This is a genomic window from Mycolicibacterium smegmatis, from assembly GCF_001457595.1.
Taxonomy (GTDB): domain Bacteria; phylum Actinomycetota; class Actinomycetes; order Mycobacteriales; family Mycobacteriaceae; genus Mycobacterium; species Mycobacterium smegmatis.
In genome coordinates this window covers 3,796,193-3,814,562 of record NZ_LN831039.1, presented here as the reverse complement: position 1 = coordinate 3,814,562, position 18,370 = coordinate 3,796,193, and the positions used below count along the sequence as shown (strand labels likewise).

The 18,370-nt window shown below is 68.6% G+C and carries 20 protein-coding genes; 7 read left to right on the top strand and 13 right to left on the bottom strand.

Annotation, left to right across the window (positions count from 1 at the left end; all coding sequences use genetic code 11):
• Window positions 1-10 precede the first annotated feature (10 nt).
• Both AT701_RS18390 and AT701_RS18385 read left to right on the top strand, forming a co-directional pair.
• Entirely contained in the window at window positions 11-1,735 is a 1,725-nt protein-coding gene (locus AT701_RS18390) for a sodium:solute symporter family protein (protein WP_058126367.1), read from the top strand.
• A gap of 13 nt (window positions 1,736-1,748) precedes the next feature.
• A complete protein-coding gene (locus tag AT701_RS18385; protein WP_011729262.1) occupies window positions 1,749-2,060 on the top strand; it encodes a hypothetical protein in 312 nt (103 codons plus the stop codon).
• A 1-nt stretch (window position 2,061) separates the two neighbouring features.
• Here AT701_RS18385 and AT701_RS18380 read toward each other — a convergent pair whose 3' ends face one another.
• From AT701_RS18380 to AT701_RS18370, 3 genes are all read right to left on the bottom strand, one after another.
• A complete protein-coding gene (locus AT701_RS18380; protein WP_058126366.1) occupies window positions 2,062-3,717 on the bottom strand; it encodes an acyl-CoA synthetase in 1,656 nt (551 codons plus the stop codon).
• A 72-nt stretch (window positions 3,718-3,789) separates the two neighbouring features.
• Window positions 3,790-4,215: a hypothetical protein gene (locus AT701_RS18375; RefSeq protein WP_003895141.1), complete on the bottom strand. Its 426-nt coding sequence runs from the start codon at window positions 4,213-4,215 to the stop codon at window positions 3,790-3,792.
• Between the two features lie 101 nt (window positions 4,216-4,316).
• The gene (locus tag AT701_RS18370) at window positions 4,317-4,748 is read right to left on the bottom strand and encodes an Rv0313 family protein (protein WP_058126365.1); all 432 of its coding nucleotides are present in this window, start codon (window positions 4,746-4,748) and stop codon (window positions 4,317-4,319) included.
• A gap of 78 nt (window positions 4,749-4,826) precedes the next feature.
• Between AT701_RS18370 and AT701_RS18365 the strand changes: the two genes are divergently transcribed.
• From AT701_RS18365 to AT701_RS18355, 3 genes are all read left to right on the top strand, one after another.
• Window positions 4,827-5,687, top strand: coding sequence for a nuclear transport factor 2 family protein (locus AT701_RS18365; RefSeq protein ID WP_058126364.1), 861 nt, complete (start codon window positions 4,827-4,829; stop codon window positions 5,685-5,687).
• Window positions 5,688-5,754: 67 nt separating this feature from the next.
• Window positions 5,755-6,318 carry a hypothetical protein gene (locus AT701_RS18360; protein WP_003895138.1) on the top strand — a complete coding sequence of 188 codons (564 nt, stop codon included), beginning with the start codon at window positions 5,755-5,757 and terminating at the stop codon, window positions 6,316-6,318.
• A 36-nt stretch (window positions 6,319-6,354) separates the two neighbouring features.
• Window positions 6,355-6,810, top strand: coding sequence for a DUF732 domain-containing protein (locus tag AT701_RS18355; RefSeq protein WP_223495640.1), 456 nt, complete (start codon window positions 6,355-6,357; stop codon window positions 6,808-6,810).
• On the opposite strand, the gene AT701_RS18350 is transcribed toward AT701_RS18355, so the two are convergent.
• Both AT701_RS18350 and AT701_RS18345 read right to left on the bottom strand, forming a co-directional pair.
• Complete coding sequence (locus tag AT701_RS18350) at window positions 6,807-7,589, bottom strand: SGNH/GDSL hydrolase family protein (RefSeq protein ID WP_011729258.1); 783 nt, start codon at window positions 7,587-7,589, stop codon at window positions 6,807-6,809. The two genes, AT701_RS18355 and AT701_RS18350, sit on opposite strands and share 4 nt — an antisense overlap.
• A 127-nt stretch (window positions 7,590-7,716) precedes the next feature.
• Window positions 7,717-8,022: a hypothetical protein gene (locus AT701_RS18345; protein WP_003895135.1), complete on the bottom strand. Its 306-nt coding sequence runs from the start codon at window positions 8,020-8,022 to the stop codon at window positions 7,717-7,719.
• Between the two features lie 295 nt (window positions 8,023-8,317).
• On the opposite strand from AT701_RS18345, the gene AT701_RS18340 reads away from it, so the two are divergent.
• Window positions 8,318-8,803, top strand: coding sequence for an NUDIX hydrolase (locus tag AT701_RS18340; RefSeq protein ID WP_014877784.1), 486 nt, complete (start codon window positions 8,318-8,320; stop codon window positions 8,801-8,803).
• Between the two features lie 338 nt (window positions 8,804-9,141).
• Here the strand turns inward: AT701_RS18340 and AT701_RS18335 are convergent, their stop codons facing one another.
• The 6 genes from AT701_RS18335 to malQ form a co-directional block, all read right to left on the bottom strand.
• Window positions 9,142-9,462, bottom strand: coding sequence for a hypothetical protein (locus AT701_RS18335; RefSeq protein WP_058126362.1), 321 nt, complete (start codon window positions 9,460-9,462; stop codon window positions 9,142-9,144).
• Window positions 9,463-9,815: 353 nt separating this feature from the next.
• Window positions 9,816-11,297, bottom strand: a complete 1,482-nt coding sequence (locus tag AT701_RS18330) for a serine/threonine-protein kinase (RefSeq protein ID WP_058126361.1) — start codon at window positions 11,295-11,297, stop codon at window positions 9,816-9,818.
• 23 nt (window positions 11,298-11,320) lie between these two features.
• Window positions 11,321-12,430: a PDR/VanB family oxidoreductase gene (locus AT701_RS18325; protein WP_058127660.1), complete on the bottom strand. Its 1,110-nt coding sequence runs from the start codon at window positions 12,428-12,430 to the stop codon at window positions 11,321-11,323.
• 5 nt (window positions 12,431-12,435) lie between these two features.
• Entirely contained in the window at window positions 12,436-13,335 is a 900-nt protein-coding gene (locus AT701_RS18320) for a metal-dependent hydrolase (RefSeq protein ID WP_011729253.1), read from the bottom strand.
• Window positions 13,336-13,500: 165 nt separating this feature from the next.
• The gene (locus AT701_RS18315) at window positions 13,501-13,911 is read right to left on the bottom strand and encodes a hypothetical protein (protein ID WP_003895129.1); all 411 of its coding nucleotides are present in this window, start codon (window positions 13,909-13,911) and stop codon (window positions 13,501-13,503) included.
• A gap of 79 nt (window positions 13,912-13,990) precedes the next feature.
• A complete protein-coding gene (gene malQ / locus AT701_RS18310; RefSeq protein WP_058126360.1) occupies window positions 13,991-16,195 on the bottom strand; it encodes a 4-alpha-glucanotransferase in 2,205 nt (734 codons plus the stop codon).
• A gap of 267 nt (window positions 16,196-16,462) precedes the next feature.
• On the opposite strand from malQ, the gene AT701_RS18305 reads away from it, so the two are divergent.
• Window positions 16,463-17,659 carry an MFS transporter gene (locus AT701_RS18305; RefSeq protein WP_162139542.1) on the top strand — a complete coding sequence of 399 codons (1,197 nt, stop codon included), beginning with the start codon at window positions 16,463-16,465 and terminating at the stop codon, window positions 17,657-17,659.
• Here the strand turns inward: AT701_RS18305 and AT701_RS18300 are convergent.
• Both AT701_RS18300 and AT701_RS18295 read right to left on the bottom strand, forming a co-directional pair.
• Window positions 17,618-17,941 carry a DMT family transporter gene (locus AT701_RS18300; protein WP_003895125.1) on the bottom strand — a complete coding sequence of 108 codons (324 nt, stop codon included), beginning with the start codon at window positions 17,939-17,941 and terminating at the stop codon, window positions 17,618-17,620. The genes AT701_RS18305 and AT701_RS18300 overlap by 42 nt on opposite strands.
• Window positions 17,941-18,276 (bottom strand): DMT family transporter, encoded by a 336-nt coding sequence (locus AT701_RS18295; protein ID WP_011729249.1) that lies wholly within the window; start codon window positions 18,274-18,276, stop codon window positions 17,941-17,943. The genes AT701_RS18300 and AT701_RS18295 overlap by 1 nt, the downstream gene beginning before the upstream one ends.
• Window positions 18,277-18,370: the final 94 nt, after the last annotated feature.

Genomic DNA, 18,370 nt, shown 5'->3' with positions numbered 1-18,370 from the left:
AGAGGTGTGGATGACCACGACCACAACACTGGCTGCAGACCTGGCAGCGGAGAACGTCCTGCGCCTCTCGGTCGGTGCGATCGACTACCTGCTGATCGCGATTTACTTCGTCTTCGTCCTGGGCATCGGCTACGTCGCGCGCAGCCAGATCTCGACGAGCCTGGACTTCTTCCTGTCCGGGCGGCGCATGCCCGCGTGGGTGACGGGCCTGGCGTTCGTCTCGGCCAACCTGGGCGCCATCGAGATCATGGGCATGTCGGCCAACGGCGCCGAGATCGGCCTGTCGACCATGCACTACTACTGGATCGGCGCCGTCCCGGCCATGGTGTTCCTCGGCATCGTGATGATGCCGTTCTACTACGGCTCCAAGGTCCGCAGCGTGCCCGAGTTCATGCGCAGGCGGTTCGGGCCGGGCGCGCACCTGGTGAACGCCATCAGCTTCGCCGTCGCGCAGGTGCTCATCGCGGGCGTCAACCTGTTTCTGCTCGCGACCGTGATCAACGTGCTGCTGGGCTGGAACCAGTGGCTGTCGCTGATCGTCGCGGCGCTCATCGTGCTCACCTACACCGCGCTGGGCGGACTCTCGGCGGCCATCTACAACGAGGTGCTGCAGTTCTTCGTCATCCTCGCCTTCCTGGTGCCGCTGACGATCTTCGGCCTGATCAAGGTCGGCGGCTGGAGTGGCCTGAAGGACAAGGTGATCGACACCATGTCCGACGGCGCGGTCACCGCGTCGGTCGACGAACAGCTCACCACGTGGCCCGGTCAGGCGCTGTCGGGTTTCTCCAGCCCGGTGTGGTCGGTGATCGGCATCGTGTTCGGCCTCGGTTTCGTGCTGTCCTTCGGGTACTGGACGACGAACTTCGTCGAGGTGCAGCGCGCGATGGCGTCGGACTCGATCTCCTCGGCACGACGGTCGCCGATCATCGCGGCGTTCCCCAAGATGTTCATCCCGTTCGTCGTGGTCATCCCCGGCATGATCGCCGGTGCGGTGATCGGCGACGTCGTCCATCTCAAGTCGACGGGCTCCGGCGAGGTCACCTACAACGACGCCATGCTCGTGATGATCCGCGACATCCTGCCCAACGGTCTGATCGGCGTGGCCATCACGGGTCTTCTGGCATCGTTCATGGCGGGTATGGCCGCCAACATCTCGGCGTTCAACACGGTGTTCAGCTACGACATCTGGCAGCAGTACGTGGTCAAGGACCGGCCGGACAACTACTACATCGGCGTCGGCCGGATCGCGACGGTGGCCGCGACCATCCTCGCGATCTTCACCGCGCTGATCGCGGCGGGCTACTCGAACCTGATGGACTATCTGCAGACGCTGTTCGGGTTCTTCAACGCGCCGCTGTTCGCGACGTTCATCCTCGGCATGTTCTGGCGCCGGATGACCTCGACCGCCGGCTGGACCGGCCTGGTGGCCGGAACGCTCTCGGCCGTCACGGTTTTCCTGCTGGGGGAGAGCGGCGTCATCAACCTGCCCGGCCAGGGTGTGCCGTTCGTGGCGGCCGCTGCCGCGTTCGTCGTCGACATCGCGGTCAGCGTCGTGGTGAGCCTGGTGACCACACCCAAGCCCGCGCACGAACTCGCGGGCCTGGTGTACTCGGAGACCCCGCGCGAGATCTTCCACGACCCCGAGAGTGCCGGGAGACCCTGGTATCTGAGGGCAACCCCGCTGGCTGCCGTCGCGCTGGGTCTCGCCGTCGTGCTCAACATCGTCTTCCACTGAACCTGGAGTCCGAATGTCCGACAAAACCCCCGGTAACGCCAACGCACAGCGCAGGTTCCGCCTGTTCGACATCCGCAGCATCATCGGCGCGCTCATGGCGATCTACGGCGTGGTGCTGGTCATCGCCGGCCTGGCTCCCGGGCTGCTGGCCGAGCGCGAAAGCGGGCCCGCCGACAATCGCGTCGACCTCTACGTCGGCACCGACGCGAACTGGTGGGTGGGCGTCGCACTGATCGCCGTCGCCGCGATCTTCTTCGTGTGGACGTACCTGCGGCCGATCGCCGTCGCCGACGACGATCAGGAAAACGGCAGCGCCGCAAGCTGATTCACGTCGAGACGGCCTCCGCCGCGATCTGCTTGGCCCAGCGGTAGTCGGCCTTGCCTGCCGGCGAACGCACGATCTCGGGTGACCGGATGAACGCCTTGGGGATCTTGTAGCGCGCGATCGAGCGCTCGCACACCTCGACGAGTTCGTCGTCAGTGGCTGACGCGCCTTCGGCGAACTGGACGATCGCGACGACCTCGCTGCCCCAGCGTTCCGACGGCCGACCCACAACGACGACGTCGTAGACCGCCGGGTGTGCGGCGATGGCACGTTCGACCTCCTCGACGAAGATCTTCTCGCCGCCGGAGTTGATGGTGACCGAGTCGCGGCCCAGCAGCTGAATGCGCCCGTCCGGCAAGACGTTTGCGCGGTCGCCGGGCACCGACCAACGCACGCCGTCGACGGTGGGGAAGGTGCGCGCGGTCTTCTCGGCGTCGCCGAGGTAACCCAGGGGGATCAGATCGCGCCGGGCCAGCCAGCCGCCACCTTCGCCGGGGCCGAGCACGCGGGTGAGGTCCTCGGACACCACGGCGGTGTCGGGTTGCGGCGTGAACGTCGCGGGCTGGGTCTCGGCGCCACTGGTGGTGTACGCACTCATCTGGGCGCCCGATTCCGAGGCGCCCACCGCGTCGAGCAGCAGCAGGTGCGGCAGGGCCGCCAAAATGCGCGACCGCACGGTCGGGGACAGCGGTGCGCCGCCGTTGCTGATGGTGACCAGCCCGGACAGGTCGTAGTTCCCGCCCTCGATCTCGTCGATCAACGGGCGGGCGATGGCGTCGCCGACAACCGGAATGCTCATCACGCGTTCACGTTCGGCGAGTCGCAACGCCGCGTCCGGGCGCAGGCGCACCACATCGTCGGGGATCACGAGTTTTCCGCCCATCGTGATCGCGGTGTAGGAGGCCCACTGCGCGGCGCCGTGCATGAACGGCGGGATCATCAGCATCGACATCGCGCCCGCCGACGCGCGGGCCTTGTCGGCCAGTTCCTCGTATGAGCTCAGGAAGTTCTCGGCGCCGAACGGACGTCCGCCCATCGACGACAGGAAGATGTCGTGCTGACGCCACAGCACGCCCTTGGGCATGCCGGTGGTGCCGCCCGTGTAGAGGATGTAGAGGTCGTCACCCGACGGCACCGGCATCCCGCCCTCGGGTTCAGGGGTGCCCAGGATCGCCTCGTAATCGACTGCGCCGGACAGCAATTCGTTTCCGGAATCGTCGGCGACCTGGATGAGCACCGCGAGATTGGGCAACCGGTCGCGGATCGCGGCGACGCGTGGTGCGAACTCGGCGTTGTAGACCAGGGCGCGGGCGTTGGAATCGGTGAGCAGGTAGAGCAGCTCCTCCTCGACGTAGCGGTAGCTGACGTTGAACGGGGCGACCCGCGCGCGGTAACTGCCGATCATCGCCTCGAGGTACTCGTTGCCGTTGCGCAGGTAGATGCCGAGATGGTCCTGGCCCGACTCGTGGCCGGCGAGCGCGGCGCGTTCGGTGTGCACGCCGAGGCCCGCCGAGACGAGGAAGTGTGCGAAACCGTCGACGTGCGCGTCGAACTGGGCGTAGGTCAACCGGCGGTCACGCCACACCACGAAGGTCTGGTCGGGCACCGCCGCGGCCACCGTGGAAAACACCGTGGACAGATCGAAAGAAACGCTCATGGCACTCCTGTGTGACGTGGGTCCCAAGACCATACGACAAGCGCCTGTGCGTATGGCCTGGGACGGCCGGGATCACACCGGGAAGAAGCCGTCCCCCGTGAACACGCCCGGCTGCCAGCCGCGCTCGCCGAGGCACAGCATGGGCCTGCCGTCAGGTGACTGGGCCGCGGCCTGCGGGCCGGGGCACGGCGCGCCGATGTCCTGCACGCCGTGCAGCGGGTACGAATACGTCCAGAACCCGGTGGAGACGGGCGGCCACTGGTTGGGGATCCACTTGCACTGCATGGCCACTCCGCCTGGACCCCGGCCGAACACGTTGCGGTCCCAGCTGAAGCACGGCGCGCCCATGTGCGCCTCGTAGCTCATGCCGGGCACGTCCGTCGAATAGCGACCGGGCTCGTCGAAGTACATGTTGCTGTCGTCGTCGGCCGCCGCCGCGGATGCCGTTGCCAGCGCGGCACCGGCGACCGCCGTCGCCACGAGAAGTTCGCGAATCATGCTCCACCCTCAGCTCTGCCGGCCGGCCTGAACGCAGGCGGGCCCCTTGGGGCAGAAGCGTAACCGGTGTCCGCGCCGACCCGTCGCCTTTTGCGCCCCGATCAGTCGTCTGTGGCGGCACCCGAATCCGCGTCGGTGGCCGAACCAGAGGATCGTGGTGTCGTGTCGAGCACGCTCACCGCGATGCCGTACGGCAGGAACCGCACACGGCGTGAGGGGTCGGTGTTGCTCGCGTTGGCCCGCAACGCGTCGAGCTCGGTGGGGAACACCTGCTCGATGTGAGCGCCGCCCTCGTCGTCGACGGTGTAGATCGCCCACACCCCGTCGCCCTTCTCGCCCGTGGTCTCGGGCTCCGTCCTCGGCCGGGAGAACCGCGAGAACTCGTCGAGCAACCCGGCCAGTCCGGCACGCTCCCCGGACGTGGTGAACATCCTGCTGATCTGGTCGAGGGCGTCGCGCAGACCTTCACCCGCCTCACGCGCGACCCGGTCGAAATCCTCGGGGTCGAATCCGAAAGGTCCGTTACCGCTCATCGCGTCCTCCTCAGCCGAACGGTGGTCAACCTCCAGTGTGCGCGTCCCCAACGGGCCGGGGGATGGTAAATGATGCCTATGGGTCCGACACGTGCCGAGCTGCTGACCGCGGTCGAACGATCACCGCAGGCTGCGGCCGTGCACGACCGGGACGCATGGGTGGGTCTGTTCGCTGACGGCGGACGGATCGAGGATCCGGTGGGTTCGCGGCCGCACCGGGGACCCGCCGAGATCGCGCAGTTCTACGACACCTTCATCGGCCCACGTGACATCACCTTCCACCGTGACGTCGACATCGTCGCAGGCAGCACGGTGATCCGCGACCTCGAGCTCGAGGTCGCGATGGGGGCCGCCGACCCGGGCACCGGGAACGCCGCGGTGACCATGCGGATCCCGGCGTACCTGCGCTACGCGCTGCAGGACACCGAAACCGACACCGAGACCGGCGCCGGACCCCGGATCGCCGAACTGCAGGCGTACTGGGAGCTGCCCGCCATGGTCGTCCAGTTCGTGCGCAACGGCACCCGCGCGGTCCCGGTCGGTCTGCAACTCGCCGGTGACCTGCTGCGCAACCAGGGCCCGGTCGGTGCGGTCGGATTCGCGGCCGGTTTCCGCGGCGTGGGTGCGCGGCCGCGCACCCACGGCAGGCGCCGCTTCATCAGGCTGCTCGACGATCTGTGCGCCGGTGACGAGGTCTCGGTGCGGCGCACCTTGCGACGCGACGCGCGCGTGCAGTCCGGCGAGTCCGCACCGCTGGGCGCCTCGAAGCTGACGGCGATGACGGCCGGCGGGTCCTGGCGCAAGGTGATCGTGTCGGGCGCGAGCGCGGTCGCCGGCATCGATTCCGAGGCCGGGCGTGCCGTGCTGATCGCCGACCTGACCCCGACCGGGATCCGCCGGGTGCGGTACTTCGTCGACGACGCCGCGCGCGACGGGTGAGCGGGACCGCGTGTCACCGGCCCGGCGGTACCGCCGCGTGTGCGCGACGTGAGACCGTAGTCAGACCATGGCTGACCACGACTACATCACCTACGAGGAATTCGGGCGACGGTTCTTCGAGGTTGCCGTATCCGAGGACCGCGTCGGCGACGCGATCGGCGCGATCGCAGGCGACGAGTTCGAGATAGGTCCCATCGCACAGGGGCCGGGCAAGATCGCGAAGGTCACCGCACGGGTCAAGATCCAGAAGCCGCGCGTGAGCCGGGAGATCGGCGAGACCATCGTGTTCACCATCCGGATCCCGCTGGAGATCGACATGGTCATCGATCTGCGCATCGACCGCCCTCGGTTCATGGTGTTCGGCGAGATCGCGCTGCGTGCACATGCGCTCGCGGCCAAACCGCTGTTGCTGATCTTGGACGTCAAGAAGCCGCGGCCGTCCGACATCGCGATTCACGTCACGTCCAAATCGTTGCGGGCCGAGGTGCTGCGCATCCTGGCCGGCGTGGACGCCGAGATCAAGCGCTTCATCGCCGCCCATGTCGCGGGTGAGATCGACAGCCCGGAATCGGAAAAGGCCAAGGTGATCGACGTTGCCGAGGAACTCGACTCGTCCTGGACCGGTATCTGAACACGGCCGCGACGCCGCGGCCCGTACGATCCAAGGATGCGTAGAAACCTTCGGGCCCTCGGTGTCCTCCCGGTCGTGATGGCCGGTCTGATGGGCTCGATGATCGGTGCCGCTCCGGCCCTTGCAGACCCGGCCGACCCCGCCGTTCCAGGGATTCCGATGGACCCTGCGGTGCCCGTCCCCGGAGCTCCCGGCGCGCCCACCGATCAGGCCTTCCCCGACGCCCTCGGCCAGGCCGGTGTCAACGCGGTCGATCCGGCTCAGGCGGCCGCGATGGGTGAGGCGGTGTGCCCGATGCTCGCCGAACAGGGGCAGAGCGCCGCCGATGTCGCGTCGACCGTCGCCGACACGGGTGGCATGCCGCTGGGGCCCGCCACGATGTTCACCGGGATCGCGGTGTCGATGTTCTGCCCGGCGATGGTGTCGAGGCTCAGTCAGGGCGTGCCGCCCGACCTGCCGATGAACCTGCCGTGGCCGATGTTCGGTTTCTAGTTGGTCAGTTCGTCATCCAGTTGGGCCAGCGCAGGCCGTCGCGGCGTGCGGCCGTCACCGCTCGACCGGCCGCGCAGATGCCGCCACGCCCACGGCAAAAGCATGTTCTGGGTCCACAGCACCTGAGAGCGCGCACGGGACCTGAACGACCCGGGTTCGGCGGACGCGCTCGGAAGTGCCCAATCATGGCTGCTGCCAGGTAGTTCCAGCGCCTCGGCGGCAGCGGCGGCGAACAACATGTGTCCCCGCGGTGAGCCGTGTACGCGGTCGGGGCTCCAGGTCTCGATCTCGTTCATCGACGGTGCGGTGTAGAGATCCACCAGGCGGAAGCCGTGCCGCTGCGTCGCATCGCGGATCGCGTCGTTGATCAGCAGGACCCGCCCGTTGAGCAGGCGGCCGACCGGCAGGATCCGCACGATGTCGGGGAACGTGGTGGTCACCACCGTGGCGCCGGTCTGTGCCAGTGCGGCATAGAGGCGTTCGAGGTCCAGCAGCGCATCGCCGAACGAGCGTCCCGGCCGGGTCACATCGTTCATGCCGACGCAGACCGTGACCAGATCGGGTTCCATCGCCAGGGCCTGCGGCAACTGCTCGTGGAGTACGTCGCGGATCCGTCTGCCGCGGATCGCCAGGTTCGCGTAGGCCAGCCCTGGATGCAGCCGGTCGAGTTCTTCTGCGAGGCGGTCGGCGAATCCCCTCAACCCGACGGTGTCGTCGCCGTCCCACAACCCCTCGGTCTGGCTGTCTCCCAGTGCGACATAGCGGGTGAAAGTTGGCACGCTGCAAACTCTAGCGCCGGGATCCCTGCCGCCGGCCTCACACCGTCGCGTGTGTGCGCACGAAAAAGGGGCACCCCAAATGGGTGCCCCTGGTTATGTTTTCGCGCGACGCGAGCTATCTCACGTCTTACTTCACGTCCACGTAGACGGTCTTGTTGGTCACGACCGTCTTCACGGTGTCACGTCCGCCCGGGACGGAGGAGTCGGTGCGGGAGAAGGTCTGGCCGGGTCGCACCGAGACGACGGTGGCATCGCTCAGCGGAGTGGTCCCCACCCGGTTCACCACCACGGTGTAGCCCTCGGCTTCGAGCTGGTTGATCGTCTCCTGTGCGCTGACGGGTCCCGAAGGTGCGGCGGCGGCGGTACCGGCCAGGCCGATGACCGCGGCGGTGAGTCCACCGGCGAGCGCTGCGGCAAACCCGAGCTTCTTCATTCTGTTTCTCCTACTGTGTTCTTTTGTCGTCGCGTCGCTGGGCGTGCGGCTGCGTGAAGTCACGTCCACCGGCGCAACATCTTCTGTCCTCTTTTGTGTTACGCACGGTTAAACTCCCTGCTCAGAGATTTCATTCCCCGTGCGTATAACGGTTGTGGTCAAGATCGCACCGCGGGCTTCGGCTGTCGATGGGCTCACACCGACCAGGGATGGCCCGCTTCGGGTGAGCCCGGCCATAGTGGCGGTAGCAAAGTGATGCCAGTCACCGTCGGAGAGGGTGCGTAACGTGAACGGAATGCCGAAACTCAGCGCCGGTGTGCTGCTCTACCGGGTCGTCGACGACGTCGTCGAGGTGCTGATCGCCCATCCGGGTGGGCCCTTCTGGGCGCGGCGCGACGACGGGGCCTGGTCGGTCCCCAAAGGGGAGTACACCGACGACGAGGATCGCTGGGCCGCAGCGCAACGCGAATTCGCCGAGGAACTCGGCTCCCCGCCGCCGGACGGGCCGCGGCGGGAACTCACCCCGGTACGCCAGTCCGGCGGCAAGGTGGTCACCGCGTTCGCGGTGCGGGGCGACTTCGACGTGACGTCCGCGCGCAGCAACACCTTCGAGATGGAATGGCCGAAAGGTTCGGGCCGCATGCGGGAGTTTCCCGAGATCGACCGGGCGGGCTGGTTTCCCGTCGCGGTGGCCCGCAGGAAACTGCTCGCCGGCCAGCGCCCGCTGCTCGACGAGTTGATGGCCGCACCCGAGTTGGCGGGTTACCGCGAAGGCGACTGAGGGCCGTCAGGACTGCGGCGAGGGCGTGAAGGCCGGTAAGACGAATTCCCGCAACAACTTCCGGTTTTCGGTGGTGTGAAGGGCAGGGGTCTGGGGCGCGAGTTCGTGACCAAAGGTCTTGAGGTCCAGAGGTTCTGAAGTTGATCCAGCGGGTCGGGGAGTTGGCAACCTTACCGCCGAGTGAAAAGCGGCTGTCTACGCACGCTCGGTGGTGCCGAGTGTGCGCAGACTGCTGATGAGACGCGGCGCGTCGTGCAGCAGACGCGCACACTCGCGGTGCTGAGTGAGCGGGGCCTGATGCCAGACGCCCTGGAGGCCGGAGGCGGAGGCCCTGGGAGTCAGGACTGCGCGCGCAGCTCGGCGACCAGCGCGAGCACTGATACGCGGCGCTGCTCGTCGCAGGCCTTGCCGGCTCGCCACAGGTCGAGCTGATCGGCGGCGACGTCGATGGCGGCGGCCCGCAGGTCGGCGACCAGTTCGGTCAGGTACTCGCGACGGAAGTCGTCGCACTCTTGGCCCGCCGCCCAGAGCGCGAGCTGATTTGCCGCGGCGATACGGAGATCCCGCGGTGTGTGCCCACAGATCGATGCTGTGTCGGGGCGGTCCGGGTCCGGGGCGGCGTCGATCCGAACATCGTACGGCTGGTGCAGGGCTGTCACTTCTGGCCACCTCTCGCCGCGTGCGGCAAACAATCGCCTCGCTTGGTCACTGGCCAACGTAGTTGATTCGCAGCCGTGTCGCCACGCCCTCATTGTGTCAACCATTGTCTTTTGCTGAGAAGAGCATGAGTGGGCGATTGTCGGGCAAAGAGCGAGTATCGGGTGGCAACGAGGTTAGCCAACGCCCTGCCCAGCGGCTTCCTCCCCTGACGGGCTGCGCGACCGGGATGTCGTGGCAAGTCGACCCCACTCAGATGCAGCTAAGCGATGTGCCGCAAGTCACGGCGACTTCGGGGCTGTCGTCGCGCCGGACGGTGTGCCTCAAGTCCATCGACCACGGCGAGAGCCGCTGATCAGGGCAGGCCGTTGCTGCGACGGATCGCCTCGCGGCACTCGCGGCGCGTCATCCCCGTCTGCTGCATGCACACCCGCACCGGCGACTCCTCGGCGAAGGGCAGAGGTTCGTCGGTCGCGGCGGGCGTGACCGTGGGGCTCGGGATGGTGCCCTGCGTGAGCGACCAGATCGAGGCGCCCGTGGTCGCAAGTGTCGAGCAGTAAGCCGTCGAACCGTCGGACGTGGTCGCCGTGGCGCCCACCGGTGAGCACGACGCGCCGATCACGGCGGTCTGCGCCGCGGCGGCGGCCGCCGTGGTCGCAGCGGTTGTCGTCGCGGGAGTCGACGTGTCGACTGCCGCGGTATCCGTTGCGGTGTCGGTGATGGTCACGGTATCGGTCACCTCGGGCAACGGCGAGGCCGGCGCGGTGGTCACCGGGGTCGTGGTGTGGCTGGTGGTGGTCGCCGCGCCTGAAGCCCGGGCGACGGGACGTTCGTCGTCGGCGCGCCGGAACTCCACTGCCGCAACGACGATCGCGGCCACCAGCAGCACGCCGAGAACGCCGGCGATCAACGCGGCCGTCTTCGGCCGTTTGTGCGGGGCCGCGTGCCTGGCGACCGGGGCGAGTCGCGTGGCGTCGGGGTCCGCGACATCGGCGTCGGTCCCGAGCCGATGACGCAGTGCGCGCGCGAAATCGGCGCACCGGGCGTAGCGATCCTTGGGGTCCTTGGCCAGCGCCTTGGCGAACACCGGATCGAGCGTGGCCAGGTCCGGGCGGTGCGTGCCCACCGCGGGAGGCGCCGCGGACAGGTGCTGGCTGATCACCACCGCCGGGTTGGAGTGCTCGAACGGCGTGCGGCCCGTGAGCAGTTGGTACGCCGTGGCGGCGAGTGCGTACTGATCGGCGCGCCCGTCGAGGTGGTTTCCCAGCAGTTGCTCGGGCGCGGCGTAGGTGACGGTTCCGACCGTCATGTTGGTCACCGTGAGGCCGCTGGCCTCGTCGGCATAGCGGGCGATGCCGAAATCGGCCAACATGATCCGCTGGTCGTCGGTGCCGGGGTGGCCGAGCAGGATGTTGGCCGGCTTGACGTCGCGGTGCAGCAGACCCCGCTGGTGGGCGTAGTCGAGAGCACCCGCCATCGCCGTGACGATCTCGCACACCTGATGCGGGGGCATGCCGCCGCTGTACTGCTCCTTGAGCAGCCGGGCCGCGTCGGTGCCGTCGACGTAGTCCATCGCGATCCACAGTTGCCCGTCGTGCTCGCCGCGGTCGTGGATCTCGACGATGTGCGGATGCCACAGGGCGGCAGCGACGTCGGCCTCGCGGTTGAAACGTTCGCGGTACTCGGGGTCCGCGGAGATCGACGTGGGCAGCACCTTGAGCGCATCCTGGCGGGGGAGCCGCGGGTGCGCGGCGAGGTACACCTCACCCATCCCCCCGGACCCCAGCAGCCGAATGATGTTGTAGCCCGCGAATGTCTCCCCAGCGGCCAGTGGCATGCGCCGAATGCTACCGCCGCAGATCAGAGTTCGATGGTCAGTCGCTGACCGTTTCCGGCACGTGAGACGCACGTGAGCAGGTACCCGGCGGCCCGTTCGGGCTCGGTGAGCAGCGTGTCCCGGTGCTGCACGGCACCGTCGCCGTCACGCGGTAGGACCCGGACCCGGCACGTGCCGCAGAACCCCTGCTGACACGAGTACGGCGCGGACACCCCGGCGCGGTTGAGCGCCGCCAGCAAGGTCTCGTCGGCGGCCACCGGCACCGTCTGACCCGTCGACGCGATCCGCACCGAGAACTCCGCGCCGTCGACCACCGGCGGTGCGGCGAACCGCTCGAAGTGCAGTTCCACGTCATCGCGGCCGACCAGCGCGGACCGGAGCATGGTCAGCATGGGGGCCGGGCCGCACGCGTAGACCGTGGTGCCCCCGGGGGATTCGCCGAGCAGGTCCGACGCACTGGGCAGACCATCGCGATCGTCGGTGCGGATGCGGATCCGGTCGCCGTAACGCTGCAGTTCCGACAGGAACGGCAAGCTGTCGAGATGCCGCCCGGCGTAGATCATCGACCAGTCGACACCGAGTCGCTGTGCGAGGTCGAGCATCGGCAGGATCGGCGTGATACCGATCCCGCCCGCGATGAACCGGAACCGCTGCGTGGGCGACCCGTAACCGGGGACCGTGAGCGGGAACGCGTTGCGCGGGCCGTGCGTGGTGAGCCGGGAACCGATGTGCACGGTGTCGTGGATCTCGACGGAACCACCACCGCCTTCGGGGATGCGCCGCACCGCGATCCGGTATGTGCCCGCAGCCGGATCACCGCACAGCGAGTACTGCCGGATGCGGCCGCTGGGCAGGTGCAGGTCGATGTGCGCTCCCGGATACCACCGCGGCAGCGCGCCGCCGTCGTCGGCCGCCAACGTCAGCGCGATGACATCCTGATCGTGCGCGACGACACGGCGATCCACGACCCGCAACCCGATCGTGCGGTCGAGCGCCGGTGGCGGCGACGGCCTGCGGATGTGGCGCGTCACGCCCCACATGGTCTTGATGGCGATCTGCGCCATGGCGAGCATCGGGTCGTGCCGGAAACGCCCGTTGGTGCTCGGCGGCAGCTGACGGTATCGCGACAACATCGCCGTCACAGGTGCGCGGCCCGCGCGGCGGGCGAACTGGCCAGGTACGCGACGGCCTGCGCGGTCGAGCCCATCTGATCGGGGGTGAACGACGGCCGGCAGTACGCGAGCGTGTTGGTGCCGAACAGTGTCGAGAACTTGGGCAGCAGGCCGAGTTTCGAATCCCGCATACGCAGGCGGTGCATCTTCCACCAGCCGATGTCGACCGTGGGGTCCTTTCGGATCATCGCCCACGTCCCGCGCTGGAAGAACATGTACACCGCGGTCGCCGCGATGGTCATGGCCCGCACGCGGGCCAGATAACTGTCCTGGAAGTAGACCGCGACGTCGTGCGCCACGCTGCGGTGCTCGACCTCCTCGGCGCCGTGCCAGCGGAAGAGGTCGGTCAGGGTCGGATCGGCGTGGTGGTCATCCCAGGCGCAGTTGAGCACGAAATCGCCGAGCACCGCGGTGTAGTGCTCGATCGCCGCGATGAGCCACAACCGGTCGCACAGATCGTTGAGGCGCCTGCGCGGGTCGGTCGCGGGCTTGGGTGCGAGCATCGTGTTGAAGACGTGGTCGACGAGTTCGAGGATGGGCTGGTAGTGCACGTCGTGGGCGGTGAGGAACTCCTCGAGCACCTTGTCGTGGGTCTCGGCGTGCGTGGCCTCCTGGCCGATGAAGCCGCGCATGTCGTCGGCGAGTTTCGGGTCCCGCACATAGGGCAGCGCCTCGTTGAACGTGTCGACGAACCAGTGCTCGGCGACCGGGAGCACCACGTTGAACAGGTTGACCATGGTCGACGCGACGGGGTGTCCGGGAATCCAGTGCAGTGGGATGTCGCTGAGATCGAAATGCACCTTGCGGGCCTGGATCTGCACCGGTCCCGGATCGATCTCGTGGTCGAACCGCAGTGGACGCAACATGTCGGGCCTCCCTGGCGTGAGTGGTCTGCCCAGCAGTGTACAAAGTACGTGGGAACGCCGGTACCGCTTGTTTGCGTCGGGCCTGCATCAGCGCGTGTCGCGCATGAGACAGACGAGCCCGCGATCCGGTGTGGATCACGGGCTCGTCGGTGGATCTGGCGGGCGTCAGGCCGGCGGCGGGGTGCCCGCACCGGGCGCACCTGCGATGGGCACGACCGGGGTGGGGGTCACGGTGGTGACGCCGTTGCTGCCGACGCGCGGGCCGCCGGAGACCGCGGTGTCCTGCGCCTGCTGCGCGGCCGCCTCGGTGCAGTCCAGCATCAGGATCACCTTGCCGCTGGAATTGATCTTCTGAGAATCCACCAGGCACTCGGCCTGCGGCAGCGCGCTTCCGCGGGAGCCGCCGAACGTGGCCTTGAGGCCCTGGCTCTTGAGGATCTGCAGTGCCTTCATGTACGGCTCGCCGACCACGTTGATCGAGGCCGAGGTCGGCTGCGAGGTGGCGATCCCCGCGCCGAGCAGGGCGACCGAGCCCGCGACGACCAGGCCGCCGCCGAGTACAACAAGCTTCTTCACGTGATCTCCGTCAGTCGGTTGCGGTTGCGAACATATCGCAGCTGTGACGAATGTGAAACCGCTGCGGAGGCCTCGGGCGTTACAGCTGTCCTTCCGTCCCGCCTCTCGTGGCGCCTCGCGTGATGCCCGCCATCGCATCCGCGAGACGCGCGGCGCGGACGTCGTCGAACACCTCCTCCAGAAGCAGCGGACGGCCGTCGGGACCGGACAGCGGTACGCGCCAGTTGGGGTACTCGTCGGTGGTGCCCGGCTGATTCTGCGTCTTCAGATCGCCGACCGCGTCGGTCAGCGACAACGCCAGCAGCTTCGACGGCGTGCGGCCCAGGTAGCGGTGCAGGGCCAGCACCACGGTCTCGGTGTCGGGTGACGGATCCGGACCGAGCAGCCCGACGCGCCGCAACTCGTCGAGCCACGCGGCCTGCGCGGCGCGATCCTCGGCCAGTTCCTCCGCGGCAGGCCGGGTGAGCAGATCGAGTTCCTCGCGTAGGCGCACGTGCTCACCGGCCAGGTAACCCGCGGTGGGCGGCAGATCATGCGTCGTCACCGACGACAGGCAGTACTCGCGCCAGCGCTCGGCGGGCAGGGGGCCCCGGCCCTCGTCCGATTCGAACCACAGGATCGACGTGCCGAACAGGCTGCGGTCGTGCAGGTAGTCACGCACCCACGGTTCGACCGTGCCGAGGTCCTCGCCGACCACCACCGCGCCGGACCGGTGTGCTTCGAGGGCGATGATGCCGATCATCGCCTCGTGGTCGTAGCGCACGTAGGTGCCGTCGGTCGGTGCCGCGCCCTTGGGAATCCACCACAACCGGAACATGCCGATGATGTGGTCGATGCGCACGCCGCCGGAGTGCCGCAGCGCGGTGTTGACCACGGCGCGGAACGGCTCGTATGCGTGCTCGACGAGTTTGTCGGGCCGCCACGGCGGCTGTGACCAGTCCTGACCCAACTGGTTGAACTCGTCGGGCGGCGCACCTGCGCTGACCCCGAGCGCGAGTACCTCCTGCAGCGACCACGCGTCGGCGCCGTCCGGATCGACCCCGACCGCAAGGTCGCTCATGATGCCGAGCTCCATGCCCGCCTGTGTGGCGGTGGCCTGCGCGGCCGTCAGCTGGTCGTCGAGTTGCCACTGCAGCCAGCGATGGAAGTCGACGGCGTCGTGGTGCGCTGCCGCGAATGCCGCCACCTCCTCGCGGCGCGGATGCTGCAGTTCGGCCGGCCAGGTGTGCCAATCGCTGCCGTAGCGTTCGGCCAGGGCGCACCAGGTCGCGAAATCGTCGAGACTGCGGCCCTCGCGGGCCCGGTAGGCCGCATACGCGATGTTGCGCCCGGCTGATCGCGGCACACGGTACACCTGTTGCAGGACAGCGCGTTTGGCCTTCCAGGCGGCGTCGCGGTCGATGCGCCCGTTGCGGACCGCGCGCTGGTTGACCGTGGTTCGGATCTTGCGGATCCGGCCACGGCCGCGCACCTCGGCGTACTCGGGGATCGCCTCGACGCGCAGATACAGCGGGTTGACGAAGCGCCGTGAGGTCGGCAGGTACGGGGACGGCTCCATGGGCGGGGCAGGCGACGCCGCGTGCAGCGGGTTGATGAGCACGAAGCCCGCGCCGTGCCGCGCTGCCGACCACACGGCCAGATCGGCCAGGTCGGTCAGATCTCCTGTGCCCCACGAGTTCCTGGAGCGGACGCTGTAGAGCTGCACGGCCATGCCCCAAGCGCGCCGCGCTCCCAGCCGGGTGGGCAGCGCCAACCTGGCGGGGGAGAGGACCACCGGGGTCTCGGCTTCGAAGCCCCGTGCCCCGTCGACGCGTACGTGCAGACGGTGGTAGCCCAGTGGCAGATCGGCGGGAAGCTCGAAGGAGGCCTCGCCGACCAGTCGATCCCCGAGGTCGAAGGGCGGGCGGTTGTTCTCCACCTGCCGCAACCCGGTGCGCGTGGTGCCGTCCTCAAGGGTCAGGAACACCTCGACCGCGTCGCCGTGGGTCACGTGCACCCAGAATGTGGACGTGGCGCCGGACCGGCCCAGCACGATCGGCGGCAGCGGTCGCTGCCAGTACTCGCGATCATGTGCGGCCAGCGCCGCCGCGCGGCTGTCCTCGGTGCCCGCGTCGACGCCGAGCGCGTCGAGCACCGCCACCAGGGTGGATTCCGGCACCGCGATACGGCGGCCGGCCCAGTCCTCGTAGTCGACGGCCACGCCGTACCGGGAGGCGAGTTCGGCGAGAACCGGCGAGGCCGAACCGGGTCCGGGGGCGCCAGATGTGTCCGATGTGGTGGTCATGGCGTCAATCTTGGGGTGCCGCGAGCGATCGCGTCGCCCGACCTCGCCCAACGGCCGATCCGCCCGCACGGTACGGCAGCCCGTACTGCGCCGGTATACGTTGTGCGCCAATGTAATCGGGCACAACGGGGTGAGCGTGTGCGGCGCGTAGGTCGCACGCGGGGGAATCAGCAGAACCAGCGAGCATGCGCCAAGGCTGCCCGCGCAGGCCCGCGCATAAACCCGAGCGGTAGTGTCGCCTCAGTGGTGACAGAACAGCGTGACCCCGTGACGACGCGTCGCGCCCGGGTTGCCGTTGCGGCCCTGTTCCTCACGAACGGGGCGATCTTCGCCAACCTGCTGCCGCGCTATCCGGAGATCAAGACCGACCTGCAGTTGAGCAACGCCACCTACGGTGCGGCCGTGGCGGCGTTCTCGGCCGGGGCGCTGATCGCGGGACTGACCGCAGGCGCGCTCATCCGGCGGTTCCGCAGCTCGCGGGTCGGGGTCACCCTCACGGTGGCGCTCGCGGTGTTCGTGTTCGCCGCGGGCCTGGCGCCGACGCCGATCCTGTTCGCGGGGGCGTTGTTCCTCGCCGGGGCGTGCGACTCGATCGTCGACGTCGCGCAGAACGCCCACGGGCTGCGCGTGCAACGCGAGTACGGCCGCTCGATCATCAACTCGTTGCACGCGGTGTGGGCGATCGGCGCGGTGCTCGGCGGGCTCACCGGCGCGGCCACCATCGCCATGCACATCCCCCGCGGTGTGCACCTCGCGGCGATCGCCGTGGTGTTCAGCATCGTCGCGCTCGCGGCGTTCCGCTTCCTGCTGCCCGGCGACGACCACGACGACCATCCGGCGGCCCACGCCCCGGCCGGGTTGCGGGCCGGGCCGCGCACCTACCTGATCCTGCTCGCGCTCGTGGTGATCGCGATCGCGGGAGCGACGGTCGAGGACGCCGGAAGTTCCTGGGCGACGTTGTATCTGCGGGACACACTGCACACCCCACCCGCGGTCGCCGCGTTCGGTTACATCGCGCTCGTCGGCTTCATGTTCATCGGCCGCATGATCGGCGACCGCCTGGTCGACCGGTTCGGCGAGACCGCGGTGGTGCGCGCCGGAGGGCTCATCGCCGCGGTGGGGATGGGCGCCGCCCTGGCGTTCCCGTCCACGGCGGGCTCGATCGCCGGATTCGCCGCGGCCGGTTTCGGTGTCGCCACCCTGATCCCCGCGGCCATGCACGCCGCCGATCAGTTGCCGGGCCTGCGGCCCGGAACGGGGCTGACCGCCGTCACCTGGCTCATGCGCGTGGGATTTTTCGGTGCGCCGCTGCTGGTCGGTGTGGTGGCCGACGCCGCAGGCCTGCGCGCCGGACTGCTGGTGGTGCCCGCCGCGGGTGTGCTGGCGATCGTGCTGGCGGGCGCCCTGCGGCCGCACCGGGTCTCAGTGGGTGACGCCGGCCAACTCGATCGTGAACACACCTGAGGCGATCAGCGCGATGCCCAGCATCATCATCGGCGTGAGCGGGTCGCGGAACAGGATGCGCGCCACCACCGCCACGAGCGCGACACCGCATGCGGTCCAGATGCCGTACGCGACGCCGACCGGCACCCCGAGTGACAGCGCGACCCACAGCAGATAGAACGAGGCCGCATAACCGATCACGACGGGGACGATCCACGCCCTGCGCCGGAACCCGTCCGACGCGCGCAGTGACAGCGTCGCGACGACCTCGACGAGGATGGCGCCGGCCAGCGCCAGCCACATCACGGTCGGGCCTCGCGTTCGTGGGATCCGAACTCCACCAGCAGGACACCGGCGATGATCAGCCCGATACCCGCGACGATCGGCCAGGTGAACGGGTCACCGAACAGCAGCGCGGCCAGCACGGCGGTGCTGGCGGTGCCCAGCGCGCCCCAGATCCCGTAGGCCACACCGACGGGCATGCCGGCACGCAACACGAGCGTCAGCAACACGAACGCCGCGACGTATCCGGCGACGACCGGCACCAACCAGAGTGCGTGATCCTGAGATGCCCGCAGCGACAGTGTGGCGGTGACTTCGACGACCACGGCCCCCAACAGCAACGCCCACTTCCGCACCGCAACAACCTAGCGGATGCGCCGGTGCCAACCCCTGTCAGACGACACTACGGATTCACCGCAGGCCCAGCGAGGTTTGCAACCAGCGAGAATG

What these genes read in the sequence shown, in the direction of transcription:
- AT701_RS18390 (WP_058126367.1), top strand. Translation starts at nt 11, where the DNA reads ATGACCACGACCACAACACTGGCTGCAGACCTGGCAGCGGAGAACGTC.
- AT701_RS18385 (WP_011729262.1), top strand. Translation starts at nt 1,749, where the DNA reads ATGTCCGACAAAACCCCCGGTAACGCCAACGCACAGCGCAGGTTCCGC.
- AT701_RS18380 (WP_058126366.1), bottom strand. Translation starts at nt 3,717, where the DNA reads ATGAGCGTTTCTTTCGATCTGTCCACGGTGTTTTCCACGGTGGCCGCG.
- AT701_RS18375 (WP_003895141.1), bottom strand. Translation starts at nt 4,215, where the DNA reads ATGATTCGCGAACTTCTCGTGGCGACGGCGGTCGCCGGTGCCGCGCTG.
- AT701_RS18370 (WP_058126365.1), bottom strand. Translation starts at nt 4,748, where the DNA reads ATGAGCGGTAACGGACCTTTCGGATTCGACCCCGAGGATTTCGACCGG.
- AT701_RS18365 (WP_058126364.1), top strand. Translation starts at nt 4,827, where the DNA reads ATGGGTCCGACACGTGCCGAGCTGCTGACCGCGGTCGAACGATCACCG.
- AT701_RS18360 (WP_003895138.1), top strand. Translation starts at nt 5,755, where the DNA reads ATGGCTGACCACGACTACATCACCTACGAGGAATTCGGGCGACGGTTC.
- AT701_RS18355 (WP_223495640.1), top strand. Translation starts at nt 6,355, where the DNA reads ATGCGTAGAAACCTTCGGGCCCTCGGTGTCCTCCCGGTCGTGATGGCC.
- AT701_RS18345 (WP_003895135.1), bottom strand. Translation starts at nt 8,022, where the DNA reads ATGAAGAAGCTCGGGTTTGCCGCAGCGCTCGCCGGTGGACTCACCGCC.
- AT701_RS18340 (WP_014877784.1), top strand. Translation starts at nt 8,318, where the DNA reads ATGCCGAAACTCAGCGCCGGTGTGCTGCTCTACCGGGTCGTCGACGAC.
- AT701_RS18330 (WP_058126361.1), bottom strand. Translation starts at nt 11,297, where the DNA reads ATGCCACTGGCCGCTGGGGAGACATTCGCGGGCTACAACATCATTCGG.
- AT701_RS18325 (WP_058127660.1), bottom strand. Translation starts at nt 12,430, where the DNA reads ATGTTGTCGCGATACCGTCAGCTGCCGCCGAGCACCAACGGGCGTTTC.
- AT701_RS18320 (WP_011729253.1), bottom strand. Translation starts at nt 13,335, where the DNA reads ATGTTGCGTCCACTGCGGTTCGACCACGAGATCGATCCGGGACCGGTG.
- malQ (WP_058126360.1), bottom strand. Translation starts at nt 16,195, where the DNA reads ATGACCACCACATCGGACACATCTGGCGCCCCCGGACCCGGTTCGGCC.
- AT701_RS18300 (WP_003895125.1), bottom strand. Translation starts at nt 17,941, where the DNA reads ATGTGGCTGGCGCTGGCCGGCGCCATCCTCGTCGAGGTCGTCGCGACG.